The 14,225-nt window shown below is 65.9% G+C and carries 14 protein-coding genes, 1 tRNA gene and 1 pseudogene; 11 read left to right on the top strand and 5 right to left on the bottom strand.

Annotated elements, in window-relative coordinates; all coding sequences use genetic code 11:
- Positions 1 to 49: 49 nt before the first annotated feature.
- Complete coding sequence (locus U5760_RS03645) at positions 50 to 481, top strand: hypothetical protein (RefSeq protein WP_322009653.1); 432 nt, start codon at positions 50 to 52, stop codon at positions 479 to 481.
- Between the two features lie 6 nt (positions 482 to 487).
- Here U5760_RS03645 and U5760_RS03640 read toward each other — a convergent pair.
- A tRNA-Ser gene (locus U5760_RS03640) sits at positions 488 to 578 on the bottom strand.
- A gap of 193 nt (positions 579 to 771) precedes the next feature.
- On the opposite strand from U5760_RS03640, the gene U5760_RS03635 reads away from it, so the two are divergent.
- Positions 772 to 1,941 carry a porin gene (locus tag U5760_RS03635; RefSeq protein WP_322009652.1) on the top strand — a complete coding sequence of 390 codons (1,170 nt, stop codon included), beginning with the start codon at positions 772 to 774 and terminating at the stop codon, positions 1,939 to 1,941.
- Positions 1,942 to 2,041: 100 nt separating this feature from the next.
- Positions 2,042 to 2,713 (top strand): nitroreductase family protein, encoded by a 672-nt coding sequence (locus U5760_RS03630; protein ID WP_322009650.1) that lies wholly within the window; start codon positions 2,042 to 2,044, stop codon positions 2,711 to 2,713.
- Positions 2,714 to 2,765: 52 nt separating this feature from the next.
- On the opposite strand, the gene U5760_RS03625 is transcribed toward U5760_RS03630, so the two are convergent.
- Positions 2,766 to 3,182 carry an HIT family protein gene (locus U5760_RS03625; RefSeq protein ID WP_322009648.1) on the bottom strand — a complete coding sequence of 139 codons (417 nt, stop codon included), beginning with the start codon at positions 3,180 to 3,182 and terminating at the stop codon, positions 2,766 to 2,768.
- A 174-nt stretch (positions 3,183 to 3,356) separates the two neighbouring features.
- Here U5760_RS03625 and cfa point away from each other — a divergent pair, with 174 nt between their 5' ends.
- The gene (gene cfa, locus U5760_RS03620) at positions 3,357 to 4,526 is read left to right on the top strand and encodes a cyclopropane fatty acyl phospholipid synthase (RefSeq protein WP_322009647.1); all 1,170 of its coding nucleotides are present in this window, start codon (positions 3,357 to 3,359) and stop codon (positions 4,524 to 4,526) included.
- 70 nt (positions 4,527 to 4,596) lie between these two features.
- Here cfa and crcB read toward each other — a convergent pair whose 3' ends face one another.
- Both crcB and U5760_RS03610 read right to left on the bottom strand, forming a co-directional pair.
- On the bottom strand, positions 4,597 to 4,977 hold the full coding sequence (gene crcB, locus U5760_RS03615; protein ID WP_322009645.1) for a fluoride efflux transporter CrcB: 381 nt from the start codon (positions 4,975 to 4,977) through the stop codon (positions 4,597 to 4,599).
- Positions 4,978 to 5,081: 104 nt separating this feature from the next.
- A pseudogene (locus tag U5760_RS03610) lies at positions 5,082 to 5,186 on the bottom strand (aldehyde dehydrogenase family protein); the annotation flags it as partial.
- 83 nt (positions 5,187 to 5,269) lie between these two features.
- Here U5760_RS03610 and U5760_RS03605 point away from each other — a divergent pair.
- The 4 genes from U5760_RS03605 to U5760_RS03590 all read left to right on the top strand — a co-directional run bounded on the left by U5760_RS03605 (position 5,270) and on the right by U5760_RS03590 (position 10,313).
- A complete protein-coding gene (locus U5760_RS03605) occupies positions 5,270 to 6,013 on the top strand; it encodes a (Fe-S)-binding protein (protein ID WP_322009644.1) in 744 nt (247 codons plus the stop codon).
- Positions 6,010 to 7,404, top strand: coding sequence for a lactate utilization protein B (locus U5760_RS03600; RefSeq protein WP_322009642.1), 1,395 nt, complete (start codon positions 6,010 to 6,012; stop codon positions 7,402 to 7,404). Before U5760_RS03605 ends, U5760_RS03600 begins: the two co-directional genes overlap by 4 nt.
- On the top strand, positions 7,391 to 7,978 hold the full coding sequence (locus tag U5760_RS03595) for a LutC/YkgG family protein (RefSeq protein ID WP_322009640.1): 588 nt from the start codon (positions 7,391 to 7,393) through the stop codon (positions 7,976 to 7,978). Before U5760_RS03600 ends, U5760_RS03595 begins: the two co-directional genes overlap by 14 nt.
- Before the next feature lie 136 nt (positions 7,979 to 8,114).
- A complete protein-coding gene (locus U5760_RS03590) occupies positions 8,115 to 10,313 on the top strand; it encodes a cation:proton antiporter (protein WP_322009637.1) in 2,199 nt (732 codons plus the stop codon).
- 33 nt (positions 10,314 to 10,346) lie between these two features.
- On the opposite strand, the gene U5760_RS03585 is transcribed toward U5760_RS03590, so the two are convergent.
- Positions 10,347 to 11,249: a LysR family transcriptional regulator gene (locus U5760_RS03585; protein ID WP_322009636.1), complete on the bottom strand. Its 903-nt coding sequence runs from the start codon at positions 11,247 to 11,249 to the stop codon at positions 10,347 to 10,349.
- Positions 11,250 to 11,333: 84 nt separating this feature from the next.
- On the opposite strand from U5760_RS03585, the gene U5760_RS03580 reads away from it, so the two are divergent.
- Genes U5760_RS03580 through U5760_RS03570 form a run of 3 tightly spaced genes read left to right on the top strand, consistent with a single transcriptional unit; the run spans position 11,334 to position 14,212 of the window.
- On the top strand, positions 11,334 to 12,113 hold the full coding sequence (locus U5760_RS03580; RefSeq protein WP_322009635.1) for an HpcH/HpaI aldolase family protein: 780 nt from the start codon (positions 11,334 to 11,336) through the stop codon (positions 12,111 to 12,113).
- Between the two features lie 26 nt (positions 12,114 to 12,139).
- On the top strand, positions 12,140 to 13,027 hold the full coding sequence (locus U5760_RS03575) for an amidohydrolase family protein (RefSeq protein WP_322009633.1): 888 nt from the start codon (positions 12,140 to 12,142) through the stop codon (positions 13,025 to 13,027).
- A 24-nt stretch (positions 13,028 to 13,051) separates the two neighbouring features.
- Positions 13,052 to 14,212 (top strand): DUF5624 domain-containing protein, encoded by a 1,161-nt coding sequence (locus U5760_RS03570; protein ID WP_322009632.1) that lies wholly within the window; start codon positions 13,052 to 13,054, stop codon positions 14,210 to 14,212.
- Positions 14,213 to 14,225 lie beyond the last annotated feature (13 nt).

Below are 14,225 nucleotides of genomic sequence, written 5' to 3'. Positions count from 1 at the left end.
TTTTCCGCGGGCTGTGTTTGAGCGCGGCTGTGCAAAATGAGGTGTTATCGTGCAGGCGATTGCCGCGGAGGAATTGTGTCGTGCTATCTTCGTTCTCGCGGCAGCAGGCGCCACGCGGATCTTCCGTGGCGACACCGTCCCCGAGCCCGAGGCCAACATGGAATCCGAATGCGATCAGATTCCGGGACCGAACCCGGATCGCTTTACGTGCACTATCGAAGGGAAAGAGCTGGTCGTCGTGCTTCGCGATTACACGCTTTATCGCGACGATGTCGACCTGAGCGACCTGCATACCGGCGGGCGCATCCACGCTGCGGCGATTGATGAGCCGTCCGAGGCGGGTGTTATTCTTCGCGCGATTGTCGGAGCCGCGGCTTCCGGCGACGTCCTGGCGCTGTTTTGCGCGAATGCCGAATGCCGTGCGGCCTCGCTGGACGTGCTCGGCATCGACGACGTGCCGGCGGCCCAACGGTCTGCTTAGTTTTTTTGGCGGAGAGAGGGGGATTCGAACCCCCGATAGGTTATTAACCTATACACGCTTTCCAGGCGTGCGACTTAAACCGCTCATCCATCTCTCCGGCGGGAGGCAGATTATAGCAGAGTCCAGGCGCGAGGGGAAACCAGCGCCAGCAGTACCCCGCCACCCACGCCGAAGCAAAAAAAACCTCCCCCATATAAGCAACGCAGAATTCCTTTGTTCCGTCCCCCCGCGGCCTTCCCGTATCGTTGCCGCCTGACTGGCTCAACAACACAAACACTACGGGAACCCGCATGAAAGCGCTCTCACGTCTCGCTATCCCCACCACCCTGGCTCTTGCCGCAGCCGGCGCCCACGCGCAAAGCAGCGTCACCCTGTACGGCATCGTCGATGCCGGCATCGCCTACGTGCACAACGCGCAAGGCACGGGCGGCGTGAACCAGTCCACGCTCGTGAAGTTCAGCAGCGGCAACCTCTCGGGCAGCCGCTGGGGCCTCAAGGGCACCGAAGATCTCGGCGGCGGTCTCTCGGCGATCTTCCAGCTCGAAAACGGCTTCAACGTCGGCACCGGCGCGCTCGGCCAGGGCTCGCGCGAGTTCGGCCGCAAGGCCATCGTGGGCCTCGCCAGCAACACGTTCGGCACGCTCACGCTCGGCCGCCAGTACGATCCGCTCGTCGATCTCGTGCAGCCGCTCACCGAAGACGGTCCGTTCGGCGGCGTGTTCGGCACGCCCGGCGACCTCGACAACTACGACAACAGCCTGCGCGTGAGCAATTCGCTCAAGTACACGAGCCCGCTGATCGCCGGCCTGCAGTTCGAAGCGCTGTACGCCCTCGGCGGCGTCGCGGGCGCGACCGGCAACGGTCAGACGTACAGCTTCGGCGCAGGCTACGCGAACGGTCCGCTCTCGCTCGCCGCCGGCTACTTCTTCGCCAATGGCGGCAACACGCTCACGTCGGGCGTGCGCACCTGGACCAGCAGTTCGGACAGCCTGTTTAACACGGTCATCAACCAGGGCTTCGCCAGCGCGAACTCCATCCAGATCGTGCGCGCAGGCGGCGAGTATGCGATCGGCGCGGTTACGTTCGGTCTCGCGTATTCGAATACGCAGTACGGCAGCGACGCGTTCTCGGCCTTCCACGAGACGGCGAAGTTCAACAACGGTTCGGCCTTCGTGAACTACCAGTTCACCCCGGCGTTGCGCGCGGGCGTGGGCTACAACTACACGTCGCTCACGGGGCCGGCTTCGGCGCACTACAACCAGGTGAACCTGGGCGGCGACTTCGCGCTCTCGAAGCGCACCGAGCTCTACGCGCTCGCCGGTTACCAGAAGGCCAGCGGCCATACGCTCGGCACCAACGGCAAGGCGGTGGCGGCGCAGGCGTCGATCGGCGACTTCGGTGTGAGTTCGGGCACCGATACGCAGGAACTCGTGGCCGTCGGCATCCGCCACAAGTTCTGATGCGCGTGGGCTGAGCGCCTGCAACCGCAGCGACTGTCCTTCATAATGAAAAACGCCGGGTTCGCCCGGCGTTTTTCATGTCTGGAACGGGGAGGTGCGCTTGAAGGTCAGCGAAGCAGTCGAAAGCCGCAAGTCCGTGCGGCAGTTCTTGTCCGATCCCGTGGATCCGGCCGTGATCCGCGCTGTGCTCTCGCGCGCGGCGCGTGCGCCTTCGGGCGGCAACCTCCAGCCGTGGCGCGTGCATGTGCTAGGCGGCGAGTCGCTCGCGAGATTCAAGGCCATCATGGCCGCCCGCGTGGTCGAGGCGCCCGCGGGCGAGCAGGCCGAATACGATGTTTATCCGCGCGAGCTTTCCTCGCCGTATCGCGATCGACGCTATCAGGTGGGCGAGGATCTGTATCGCAGCATCGGCGTGACGCGCGACGATCGTCCCGGCAGGCTGCGTCAGTTCGCGCGCAACTACGCGTTCTTCGACGCGCCGCTCGCGCTCTTTTGCAGCGTCGACCGGCAGATGGGGGCGCCGCAATGGGCCGATCTCGGCATGTTCCTGCAGACGGTGATGCTGCTGTTGCGAGAGGCCGGTCTGCACAGTTGCACGCAGGAATGCTGGGCGCGCTATCCGCAGACGGTGGGCGAATTTCTCGCGCTGCCGCCGCAGCGCATGCTGTTCTGCGGCATGGCTATCGGCTACGAGGACAGTGCCGCCCCCATCAACCAGTGGCGTGCAGCGCGCGTGCCGCTCGAGGATTTCGCCCAGTTCGACGGTGTCTGAGTGTCCCGCTGCCTGCCCGCGCGGGGCAGGCAGCCGCCTCGGCCGCGACGCTTCAGAGCGCCGCGCGGATGCGCTGGGCGATGGCTTCGAGCTTCGCCATGTCCGCCATTTCACGTGCGTGCGGACGCAACGTTTCCCCTTCGCGGCGCGGAATGAGGTGGAAATGGACGTGCGGCACGGTCTGTCCCGCCGCCGCGCCATTGAACTGCGCGATCAGCAGGCCTTCGGGTGCGAGCGCCGTGCGCACCGCCACGGCCACCTTCTGCACCATCTCTATTGCCGCCGCGCCGGCTTCCACCGGCAGTTCGTAGATCTCTTCGGCCGGCGCTTTCGGCAGCACCAGCACGTGGCCGTCCGCCTGGGGCATGACGTCCATGATCGCGAGCGTGGTCTCGTTCTCGCAGACCTTGATGCAGGGAAGTTCGCCGCGCAGGATGCGCGCAAAAATATTGTTCGGGTCGTAAGCCATGAGTTCTCCCGGGTGAGGGGGCGCCCGCGCGCGCAGCGCGGATCGGTCAACCAACGATTATGGCCCACGCCGAAGGGGCCTGACGGGTTTCCTGCAGGATTTTTTGACCAGGTGCATCATAAGGGTTTGCAGCACGGTTCATGGCAGGGTTCGTTCAGTTGATACGGAGCACGTATGGCAACGCCCGATCTCGAAGCAGTTCATTCCGCCCGCGAGGCCACCGGTTCGGCGGCCTGGCGTTTCGCCGCAGATTTGCTGGCGCATGCCGACGTGAAGCTCAACGGCACGCGCGAGTGGGACATGCGCATCCACGATCCGCACGTGCCGGAGAGGGTGCTCGCGCTAGGCAACCTGGGTCTCGGCGAAGCCTATATGGACGGCCAGTGGGACTGCGACCGGCTCGACGAATTCTTCGCGCACGTGTTGCGGGCGCATCTGGACGAGCGGATCGATCCCGCGCGTCTCGTCTTCCACGCGCTGAAAGCGCGCCTCATGAACCGCCAGACCGCGCGCCGCGCGTGGAAGGTGGGGCAAAAGCACTACGACATCGGCAACGCCTTCTACGAGGCCATGCTCGACCGCCGCATGACCTATACCTGCGGCTACTGGTCGGGCGGCGCGAAGACGCTGGATGAGGCGCAGGAAGCCAAGCTCGACATGATTTGCCGCAAGCTCGGGCTCGAGCCCGGCATGCGCCTGCTCGACATCGGCTGCGGCTGGGGCAGTCTCATGCAGTTCGCCGCGGAGCGCTACGGCGTCTCGTGCGTGGGCGTGACGATTTCGAAGGAGCAGGCGGCGCTCGGCGCCGAGCGTTGCAAGGGCCTGCCGGTCGAATTCCGGCTGGAGGACTATCGCTTGCTCGACGAGAAGTTCGACCGTATCGCGAGCGTGGGCATGTTCGAGCACGTGGGCCCGAAGAATTACCGCACGTACATGGAGGTGGCGCAGCGCTGCCTCGTGGACGACGGCATTTTCCTGCTGCACACGATCGGCAAGAACCGCCGCGAAACCACGCCCGATGCGTGGATCGACAAATACATCTTCCCGAATGGCGAATTGCCGACCATCGGCCAGATCGCGGACGCTTCGGGCGGCCTCTTCGTCACTGAGGATCTGCACAATTTCGGTGCCGACTACGATCGCACGCTGATGGCCTGGCATGCGAATTTCGAAGCGGCATGGCCGCGCTTCGAAGCGGAGATGGGAGAGCGTTTCTACCGCATGTGGCGCTACTACCTGCTGTCGTGCGCCGGCGCGTTCCGTGCGCGGGACATCCAGCTCTGGCAGTGGGTGTTCACGAAGCAGGGGCTGCCTGGTGGCTACCGGCGTCCGGCGCTGGGCTGAGCCCGAGCCGCCCGGGCGGCGCGCTCGCGCCGCCCGTTCTTCATCGCGACGATCCGCTTGTTCAGCGCGTTCAGCGCATCACGACCGTGACAGTCGCGATGCCGAGGATCGTCATGAGCACGGAAGCGCACACGTGTATCGCGATTTCGCCGAGCGCCCAGCCGATGCGGCCTTGCTGCAGGTGCGAAACGACTTCGGCGGAGAAGGTCGAGAACGTGGAGAGACCGCCCATCAACCCCGTAATGACGAAGAGGCGCCATTCCGCAGGCACCTCGGGCATGCGCGCGAAGAACGCCACGGCCACGCCGATGACGTAGCCCGCGATCACGTTTGCCGCGAGCGTGCCGAGCGGAAGCGAAGGGAAGAGTGCATTCAGGCGCAGGCCGAGCACCCAGCGGAACAGCGAGCCGAGTGCGCCGCCGATGCCGACGGCGAGTATGGACAGATACATGGTGTGAACAGGTTGAAGGCGCAATGAAGGCCTGCCCGGTGCAAGCCCCCGTATCGAGCACGGAGTTTAGCACCGAGCGCCCGCCTGCCCACGCCGGGGCCCGCTCAATACGCGATGCAGATGGCCTTCGTTTCCTTATAGGCATCGATAATCGCGCGGCCGTGCTCGCGGCCGATGCCGGAAGCCTTGAAGCCGCCGAAGGGCGGCGCCGTGGCGCGTGTGCAGCCTGGGGTCGTAAACGCGGCGATCGGCAGTAGAATGAGCGCGTCCTTCGTCCGGTACGAGCCACTGCATGAAAGTCGCCCTTTTCATTCCATGCTTCATCGATGCGTTCTACCCCGAAGTGGGCATCGCGACGCTCGAGCTTCTGGAGCGGTTCGGCTGTGAAGTCGATTATCCGCCGGAGCAAACCTGCTGCGGCCAGCCCATGGCCAACAGCGGCGCGCAGGCCGAAGCCGCCGGCGCGGAGCGCGTGTTCGTGCGCGCGTTCGCGGGCTACGACTATATCGTCGGGCCTTCGGCGAGCTGCGTGAACCATGTGCGGGACCATCTCACCGCCATCGAGCAGACCGACGAGGTGCGCAAGGTCCGGGCGTCGACCTGGGAGCTCGTCGAATTCCTCCACGACGTGCTCGGCGCCCGCGACTTTCCCTGGGCGGAATTTCCCTGGCGCGTGGGTCTGCACAACAGCTGCAGCGCGCTGCGCCACCTGCACGAAGCTTCGATATCGGAAATCGCCGGTCCCGCGTTTTCGAAGCCGCGCACGCTGCTGGACGGCGTGAAGGGCATCGAATTCGTGCAGCCCAAACGTCCCGACGAGTGCTGCGGCTTCGGCGGCACGTTCGCCGTGACGGAGGAGGCCGTTTCGGTGCGCATGGGGCAGGACAAGGTGGTCGATCATGTCGGCGCGGGCGCGCAGTACATCGTTTCGGGCGACATGTCGTGCCTCATGCACCAGCAGGGCTGCGCCGAGCGCATGAGCGCCGACGTGCGCTTCATCCATATTGCCCAGGTGCTCAACGGAGCCCGCGAATGAAGCGCGTCGAACATGCGAAGCTCGCGAGCGGCTTTCTCTCGCACCCCGAGCACGTGGCCTTTCACGACAAACGGCTCTGGGATCTGCGCTCGAAGCGCGACGCGCAGGCACACGCGATTCCCGAATGGGAGACGCTGCGCTCGCTCGCCTCGGCCATCAAGGCCCATACGCTTTCGAAGCTCGGCGATTACATCGAGCAGTTCGTGAGCCAGGCCGAGGCGAACGGTGTGCAGGTGCACTTTGCCGATACGGCCGAAGAGCACAACGAAACGGTGTACCGGCTATTGAGCGAGCGCGGCATGACGGGGCTCGTGAAAAGCAAGTCGATGCTCACCGACGAGTGCGAGATGCGCCCGTATCTGGAGTCGCGCGGCATCGCGGTGATGGAAACGGATCTCGGCGAGCGCATCCAGCAGCTCGACGGCCAGCCGCCCAGTCATATCGTCGTGCCGGCCGTGCACAAGCTGCGCGGCGACGTGGCCGAGGTCTTCAGCCGCACGATCGGCACGGACCCGCACAACGAAGACATTCACTACCTCGCGCAGAGCCAGCGCATGAACACGCGGCCGTGGTTCGTGCGCGAGAAGACCGCGGGCATGACGGGCTGCAACTTCGCCGTGGCGGAAACGGGTACGGTGGTCGTCTGCACTAACGAGGGCAACGCCGATCTTTCGGCGAACATGCCGCCGTTGCATATCGTCTCGCTCGGCATCGAGAAGCTGATTCCACGCATCTCGGACCTGGGTGTGTTCATCCGCATGTTGTCGCGCAGTGCGCTCGGCTCGCCCATCACGCAGTACACGTCGCATTTCCGCGCGCCGCGCGAGGGCGCGGAGCTGCACTTCATCCTTGTCGATCATGGCCGCTCGGAGCGGCTTGCCATGCCCGACTTCTGGCAATCGCTCAAATGCATCCGCTGTGGCGCGTGCATGAATACGTGCCCCGTGTACCGGCGCAGTGGCGGCCTTTCGTACGGCAGCACCTACGCAGGACCGATCGGCGCGATCATCAATCCGACTTTCGACCTCAAGCGCTTCAGTGCGCTGCCGTTCGCCTCCACGCTCAACGGGAGCTGTACCAGCGTGTGTCCCGTGAAAATCAACATTCACGAGCAGATCTACCAGTGGCGCCAGGTGATCGCCGCGCAGCACGAAGTGCCCTTCGTCAAGCAGGAGGTGCTCAAGATGGCGGGGCGCCTGCTGGGCAGCCCCACGCTCTATCGCGGCGCAGTGGCGTCGCTCGAAGGCGCGTTGCGCCGCCTGCCCAACTTCATGCTCTATAACCCGCTCAATATCTGGGGGCGCCAGCGCGATCTGCCGCAGGCGCCGGCCACGACGTTCCACGCGTGGTACAAGAAGAATCGCCAGGGAGGCAGCCGTGGCCAATCGTGAGGCGTTCATTGCGCGTGTGCGCGCCGCCCAGCCCGCCGCGCTCGATCTGCCCGAGGTGCCGTGTTTCGATACGCCGCCGGGCGATCTGCGCGAGCGTTTCGTCGCCTCGCTCGCGTTGATGGGCGGACGCGAGGCGCAGGTCGCGTCCGCCGATGCAGTTTTGCCGCTGATCCACGAGCGTTTCGGCGCGCAGGCGCAAATCGCCTCGGCGGTGCCCGAAGTGGCCGGCACCTTCGCACTCGATCCGAAGATGCCGCCCGCGTCGCTCGAGAACGTCGATGTGGGGGTGGTGCGGGCACGCTTCGCCGTTGCGGAGACGGGTTCGGTCTGGCTGAGCGAGCGCGAATATGTCGTGAACGCGCTCGGCTATATCGTGCAGCATCTGGTCGTGCTGCTCGACCCCGCGCAGATCGTGGCGGGCCTGCAGGACGCGTACCGTTGCGACGATTTTCGCAGCGCGCGCTACGCGGCGCTGGTGACGGGACCATCGGCAACGGCCGATATCGAAGGCGTGCTGATACAGGGCGCGCAGGGCGTGAAGTCGTTGACCGTGGTCTGGCTGCCGGCGGCGTGACCGCGATTCCGGTCTTGGCCTCTCGCTCGCCGCAGCCGGCGTATTGCCCGGGACTTGCGCTGTAACGACGTGCCGGCCTGGCTTGCCGCCGGCGTTCGAATCTAACGGATGCCATGGACACATCGGCGCGCCGACGATGGTCATTCAGATCCTTCTCCTGAGCGGTTTTCTGCTCGCAAGCATCGCCCTCGTGCAAGCGGTGAGCGTGCGCTGGGCGATCTCCGAATCGGTGCTGCTGGCCGCATGGGGCTTCGCACTGGGCGGCGCCTACCTCCTGGGCGGCGAGGCGTGGCCGGATCTCGTCTCCGGCATCGTCACGCCCGCGCTTTCGCCGCAGCTCGCGCCCGAAGCGTACCTCTGGATCTTTCTGCCGCCGCTGCTTTTTCAGGCGGCGCTCAGCGTGAACGTGCGCGAAATGATGGGCGACGCAGCGCCCATTCTGCTGCTCGCCGTGGTGGCCGTATTCGTCACGACGGGCATGGTGGGCGAAGGGATCCGCCTGACCGGTCTTGGCCCGCTCACCGACGGCCTGCTGCTGGGCGCCATGATCGCCACCACGGACCCTTCGGCCGTGCTCGCCGTGTTTCGCGAAGTGGGAGCGCCCGCGCGGCTCGTGCGCCTCGTGGAAGGCGAGAGCCTGCTCAACGATGCCGCGGCCATCGCCATCGCGAGCGTGCTGATCGCGGCCCTCACCGGCGATGCGGCCGCAGCGACGGGTAGCGCGGCATTGCGCACGCTCGGCATCGGCCTGTGCGGCGGCCTGCTGGCGGGTGCGCTCGCCGGGCGTTGTTTCGCGTGGCTCCTGCCGCTGCTGGGCGGCGAGGGCAAAGCCGAGGTCTCGCTGAGCTTCGCGCTGCCGTATCCGCTCTACCTCTTCGCCGACCAGACCCTGCACGTGTCCGGCGTGGTCGCCGTAGTGGCGGCGGGGCTCGTGATCAGCGGCCTCGGGCGCACGCGCCTCTCTCCCTCGAACTGGTTGCATCTGCAACTGATCTGGGAGCAGATTGCAGCCATGGCGGGCGCCGCCATCTTTCTGCTCGCCGCCATGCAGATTCCGCGCACGCTGCGCGAGGCCCACTGGCTCGACCTCGTTGCGCTCGCCGTGGTCGTGGCGACGGCGTTCATCGCGCGGCTCGTGGTGGTGTTCGGCATGCTGCCGCTGCTTTCCCGCTTGCGCCTGACCGAGCCCGTGAGCGCTGCCTACAAGCTCGTTATCGCCTGGGGCGGGCTGCGCGGTGCGGTCACCCTCGTGCTCGCGCTCGGCCTTGCGCAGAACACGGCACTGCCCGAGAGCACGCGCCGCTTCGTGGCAATCCTCGCGACGGGCTTCGTGCTGGTGAGCCTCGTCGTCAACGGCACCTCGCTCAAACTGCTGATCCGGCGCTTGAAGCTGGACCTGCTTTCGCCGCAGGAGCAGGCATTGCAGCAGCAGGCGGTGCGGCTTTCGGCGATCGCCGTGTCGGCGCAGGTTCACGCGGCGGCACGCACGTTCCGCATCGCGACGGATGAAGCCGACGCGGCCTGCGAGACCTACCGCCGCAGCATCGACCTGAGCACGACGGCATTCGATATCGAAGCCGCGCTGACCGAGCGCGAGCGGCTCGCCATCGGCCTCGTCACGCTGGCGGCGAAAGAGCGCGACCTGATCCCGCAGTACGGCAGCGGGATCATCACGATCCACAATCTCGACGCGATGATGCAAAACACCGAGGCGATGATCGAGGAATCGCGCCTGAATGGCCGCGTAGGCTACCAGCGTGCGGCGCGCCTGATACTCGCGTATTCGCCGGGTATGAAGCTCGCCCAACTCGCGCACCGCTGGCTGCATATCCAGCAGCCTTATGCCGATGCGCTCGCCGACCGCTTCGAGCTGCTCATGTGCCGGCGCGTGGTGCTCCATCAACTGATCGCATTCAACGACGAGAGCCTGAAGCCGCTGCTGGGCGAGCGTCTTTCCGCGTTGCTCACGACGATTCTCAAGTCGCGCATTGCGCTCGTCGAGAAGGCGCTGGACGAAGTGCGGCTCTGTTTCGGACATGCTGCGGACGTGCTCGAACAGCGCATGCTGCTGCTCTATGCGTTGCGCGAGGGCCGCGAGCGCATCGTGGCCATGTACGAGGAGCGTTCGATTTCTAAGGAAGTCTACGATGCGATTTCGCGCGAGCTGGGCGACGCGTGGAAGCTGGCGATCCGGCGTGCTCATCCCGCCATCGTCGCACGCGTGAAGGAAGCGCGGGCCGCGGAAGAGGCCAGGGGCGGCGAGGAGGCGGTGCTGGAGCGCGAAGCGACACCCGATCCCTCCGCACAACCCCCGGACGGAACCCCGCGACCATGACCGAGGGCTAGTCCGCGATCCTGAAGCAGCACTTCATTGCAGCGAGTGTGCGAGCTCGACAAACTGCGCGACGCGTGCGTTGGCATCGCCATAGCGGTGGGCGACGTAAAGCGTGGTGCAGGTGTCCTCGTCCTCGAGCGTGCGGAACACCACGCCCGGCACCGTGATCGCGCGCAGCGAGGCGGGCACGAGCGCCACGCCGAGTCCCGTGGCCGTGAGGCCGATCAACGTGGAGGCCTGCTGCGCTTCCTGCAGCACGTTCGGCTCGAAGCCGCGCTTCGCGCACAGCGCGAGCGTTTGCTCATGTACGGCCACGCCTGCCGAACGGGGATAGGCGATGAAAGGCTCGTCGCGTAGATCGGCAAGGCAGATGCGTTTGGCCTTGGCGAGCCGGTGGCGCGACTGCACGGCCAGCAGCAGCGGCTCGGTGTAGAGCGGCGTGAGCACGAGCCCGGAGGGTACGCCGGCCTGCGGGGCGCGCAGCAGACCCACGTCGAGTTCGCGTTCGCCGATCGCTTCCAGTTGCCGCGCCGAAGAAAGTTCGATGAGCGAAATGTTCACCTTCGGCCGGCGCGTGCGGTACGCGTGGATGAGCCGCGGAAACATCGGCGAGAGCGAGGAGGCGTTCGTGAACCCTACGCGCAGGCGCCCCACGTCGCCGCTCACCGTTTCCCAGACCGATTCCCTCGCATGCTCGACACGGGCGAGGATCGCGCGCGCGTCTTCGAGCAAGGCGAGCCCCGCTTCGGTGAGCGCGACTTCGCGGCGCGTGCGATGAAAGAGGCGCGCGCCGAGATCGGCTTCGAGCGCCTGGATCGCGAGGCTGAGCGGTGCCTGGGTGATGCCGAGCCGTTCCGCGCTGCGGCGAAAGTGCAGTTCCTCGGCGAGCACGACGAAATACTCGAGGTGGCGCAGGTTCATTGATATGAAAGACAAATCAATAACTTGGTTTTAGAGAATAAATGAAATCGTTCGCGTCGGCCATACTTTCCTCCAACGAGACGAATGAATGGAGACGACATGGACGCAGCGGAACTGCTCGCGCGTTTGCGGGGCGGTCACAAGGTGCTCGCGCTCGGTATTCGCGGCTCGCGCACGCCCGACGTGGTGCGCTGGGCCAGGGCCGCGGGCTACGACACGATCTGGATCGACATGGAGCACAGCGCGCTGCCGGTCGATAGCGTGGCGCAAATGTGTGCGTGTGCGCTCGACCTGGGCCTGATGCCCTGGGTGCGCGTGCCGGAGCGCGACTACGGGACCATCAACCGCGTGCTGGACGGCGGCGCGCTGGGCATCATCGTGGCGCGCGTGGAAAGCGCGCACGAGGCGCAGACGGCGGTGACCGCCACGCGCTTCGCGCCCTTGGGACAGCGCTCGCAGATCGCGACGCTGCCGCATGTGGGCTACGCCGCGCTGCCTGTGCCGGAAATGAATGCGCGCGTGAACGCGGCCACCGCGCTCAAGGTGCTCATCGAAAGTCGTGCCGGCGTGGAAGCCGCGGAGTCGATTGCCGCTGTCGAAGGGGTCGATGTCGTCGCGCTGGGCTGCAACGACCTTTGCGCCGACCTGGGCCATACCGGCGAGCCCACGCATCCCGAGGTACTTGATGCCTGCCGGCGCGTGATCGCAGCGGCGCGGCGCCACGGCAAGGTGGCGTTGGTGGGTGGTATGCCCGAGGGCGAGGCGCTGGCCTCGCTGCGCGCCGAGGGCGCGGCGCCGTTCATATTCGCCGGTATCGACACCGATCTCTTTCTCGCCGCACTGCGGCAACGGGTTGCGCAGGCACGCACAGCCGATTAACCGAAAACCTCTCGCCAAAATCCACTATGGCCAACAGCACCGAAACCCCGTTGATTTCCACGCCGATGCGCGACAGCGCGACGCTCGAACTGCCCGCGTTCGACATGCCCCCGCACGCCTGCGATGCGCACATGCACGTTTTCGGCCCGCTGGAAGACTATCCGTGTGTGGCCCGTCCGCACTACACGTTGCCGGATGGCAAGCTGGCCTCCTACCTGCGGCTCATGAACGTGCTGCAACTGGAGCGCTTCGTGATCGTGCAGCCGAGCTTCTACGGCACCGACAACCGCTGCATGATCGATGCGCTGCGCGCTGCGGGCCCGATCGCACGCGGCGTGGTCATGATCGAAGAGGACACCGATGCGGCGACGCTCGACGCTTTCCATGCGGCGGGCGTGCGCGCGGTGCGCCTCGACCTCTTTGCGCGCTCGTCGCTGCCGACCGCCGAGATCCAGCAGTACATCGCGCGCATGGCGAAGCGTTGCGCATCGCTCGGCTGGCATCTGCAGTTTTACGCGCCGGGCTGGGTGGTACGCAACCTGATCCCGTTCCTCGGCGACGTGCAGACCGAATTCGTGATCGACCACATGGGGTATATGCTCGAAGAAGACGGTCTCACGGAAACCGACTTCGCACGCCTGCTCGGCCTCCTGCGCGACGGCAACTGTTGGCTCAAGCTCAGCGCGCCGTACCGCATTGCGAAGCACCGAGGCTACGAGGCGGTCGCGCCCATGGCGAAAGGGATCATCGAGGCGGCGCCGCACAAGGTCATCTGGGGCTCGGACTGGCCGCACATTCCCGACGGTTCGCGCGATACCGGTGTGCTGCTCAATCTGCTGGGCACATGGACGAACGATGCGTCGGTGCGGCAGGCGATACTCGCAGACAACCCCGCGCGCCTCTTCGACTTCTGATGGGCGCGCCGGCAGGAGGAGACCATGAACTATCAGCCTGATCCCGCGTTCGCGGGCCTTTTTGCAGCGTTCACCTCGGACCCGGCGAGTATCGGCGCGCAACTGACCGCGCAGATGGCGAGTCTCGCGGCGCACGATCCGCTCATCGTGTCCACGGGTTCGGATATCGCGCTTTTTCCGGGTAGCGGCGCTGCGCCGCTCTTCGAGAGCTTTCGCAAGTCCACGCGCGGTTTCATCGAGCTCACGGCCGTGTCGCATCTGCCGCTCGCGCTGGCTTATCTTGCACGCATGCGCGAACTGGATGGCGCAGCAAGCGGCGATTCGGCGTGGCGCGCGTTGGCACAGAGGCTGCTCGAACATGCGCAGCAGACTCGCCGCGCGAACACGCTCGCGCTCTGGCGCGACTACGTGAACGTGGCGAGTTTTGCGGGCCACGAGCAGAAGATCGTCGATCTCGTGGACTACACTTGCGCCGTGTCGTCCGCGATGCTGGAGGACGTCTTGCGCGAGCCGGATCTGCTGACGTTCGACACGCTCAACGCGCGCTATTTCGCGCCGGCGGAAGGCGCGGGCGTGCCGATTCCGATGAACGACGTCATGTTCGCTACGTTCGGCCTCGCGTACCTGGATATCGTTTTTCGCATCGGAAACTGGTTGCGCGCGCAACGCATCGACTGGACGCGCGCCATGGCGCTGGTGAGCGGCCGCTCCGGGCGCCCGACGGCCGGCGTGACGTGGGCGTCGAACAACATCTGCTACCTGCTTTGGCGTGCGTCGGAGCGGGCGATGGCGGCCGAGCGCATTCTGGTCGCGCCGCACGCGCCGTCGTTTTCCGTGACGCAACTGCCCGATGCGGCGGGACTCGCGGAACTGGAACGCGGCTATCGGTCGCTCTGGCTCAATACGCGTGCAAGCATCGACGTGGCGCGCCAGCTCTTTCCGCATGACCCGGGCTATTGCCTCGAACCTGCCGCGGCGGACGGCATGCCGCCCATCGTCGATATCCGCGATCGCCGCGCCACCACCGCGCGCCTGCGCCGCATCATGGAAGACCCTGCACAGCTGCTGTCGAACTGCGTGGCCGACTACATCACCGACCAGCTGCATGCCAACGGCAACGACCCCGCGCGCGTGCCGATTCCGGGCTTTACCGATGTCGATTACCCGCGGGCGAGGCACGCATAGCCCCGCAAAAAGG

The organism is Paraburkholderia sp. J12, from assembly GCF_905220215.1.
GTDB lineage: Bacteria > Pseudomonadota > Gammaproteobacteria > Burkholderiales > Burkholderiaceae > Paraburkholderia.
Note: the sequence above shows the minus strand (reverse complement) of the source record. Positions and strands in the feature narration are given on the sequence as shown.

Bases quoted from the DNA above. Each gene is read 5' to 3' on its own strand.
- cfa (WP_322009647.1), top strand. From the start codon at position 3,357: ATGGCAACGCCCGATCTCGAAGCAGTTCATTCCGCCCGCGAGGCCACC.
- U5760_RS03600 (WP_322009642.1), top strand. From the start codon at position 6,010: ATGAAGCGCGTCGAACATGCGAAGCTCGCGAGCGGCTTTCTCTCGCAC.
- U5760_RS03605 (WP_322009644.1), top strand. From the start codon at position 5,270: ATGAAAGTCGCCCTTTTCATTCCATGCTTCATCGATGCGTTCTACCCC.
- U5760_RS03590 (WP_322009637.1), top strand. From the start codon at position 8,115: ATGGTCATTCAGATCCTTCTCCTGAGCGGTTTTCTGCTCGCAAGCATC.
- U5760_RS03635 (WP_322009652.1), top strand. From the start codon at position 772: ATGAAAGCGCTCTCACGTCTCGCTATCCCCACCACCCTGGCTCTTGCC.
- U5760_RS03625 (WP_322009648.1), bottom strand. From the start codon at position 3,182: ATGGCTTACGACCCGAACAATATTTTTGCGCGCATCCTGCGCGGCGAA.
- crcB (WP_322009645.1), bottom strand. From the start codon at position 4,977: ATGTATCTGTCCATACTCGCCGTCGGCATCGGCGGCGCACTCGGCTCG.
- U5760_RS03570 (WP_322009632.1), top strand. From the start codon at position 13,052: ATGAACTATCAGCCTGATCCCGCGTTCGCGGGCCTTTTTGCAGCGTTC.
- U5760_RS03575 (WP_322009633.1), top strand. From the start codon at position 12,140: ATGGCCAACAGCACCGAAACCCCGTTGATTTCCACGCCGATGCGCGAC.
- U5760_RS03580 (WP_322009635.1), top strand. From the start codon at position 11,334: ATGGACGCAGCGGAACTGCTCGCGCGTTTGCGGGGCGGTCACAAGGTG.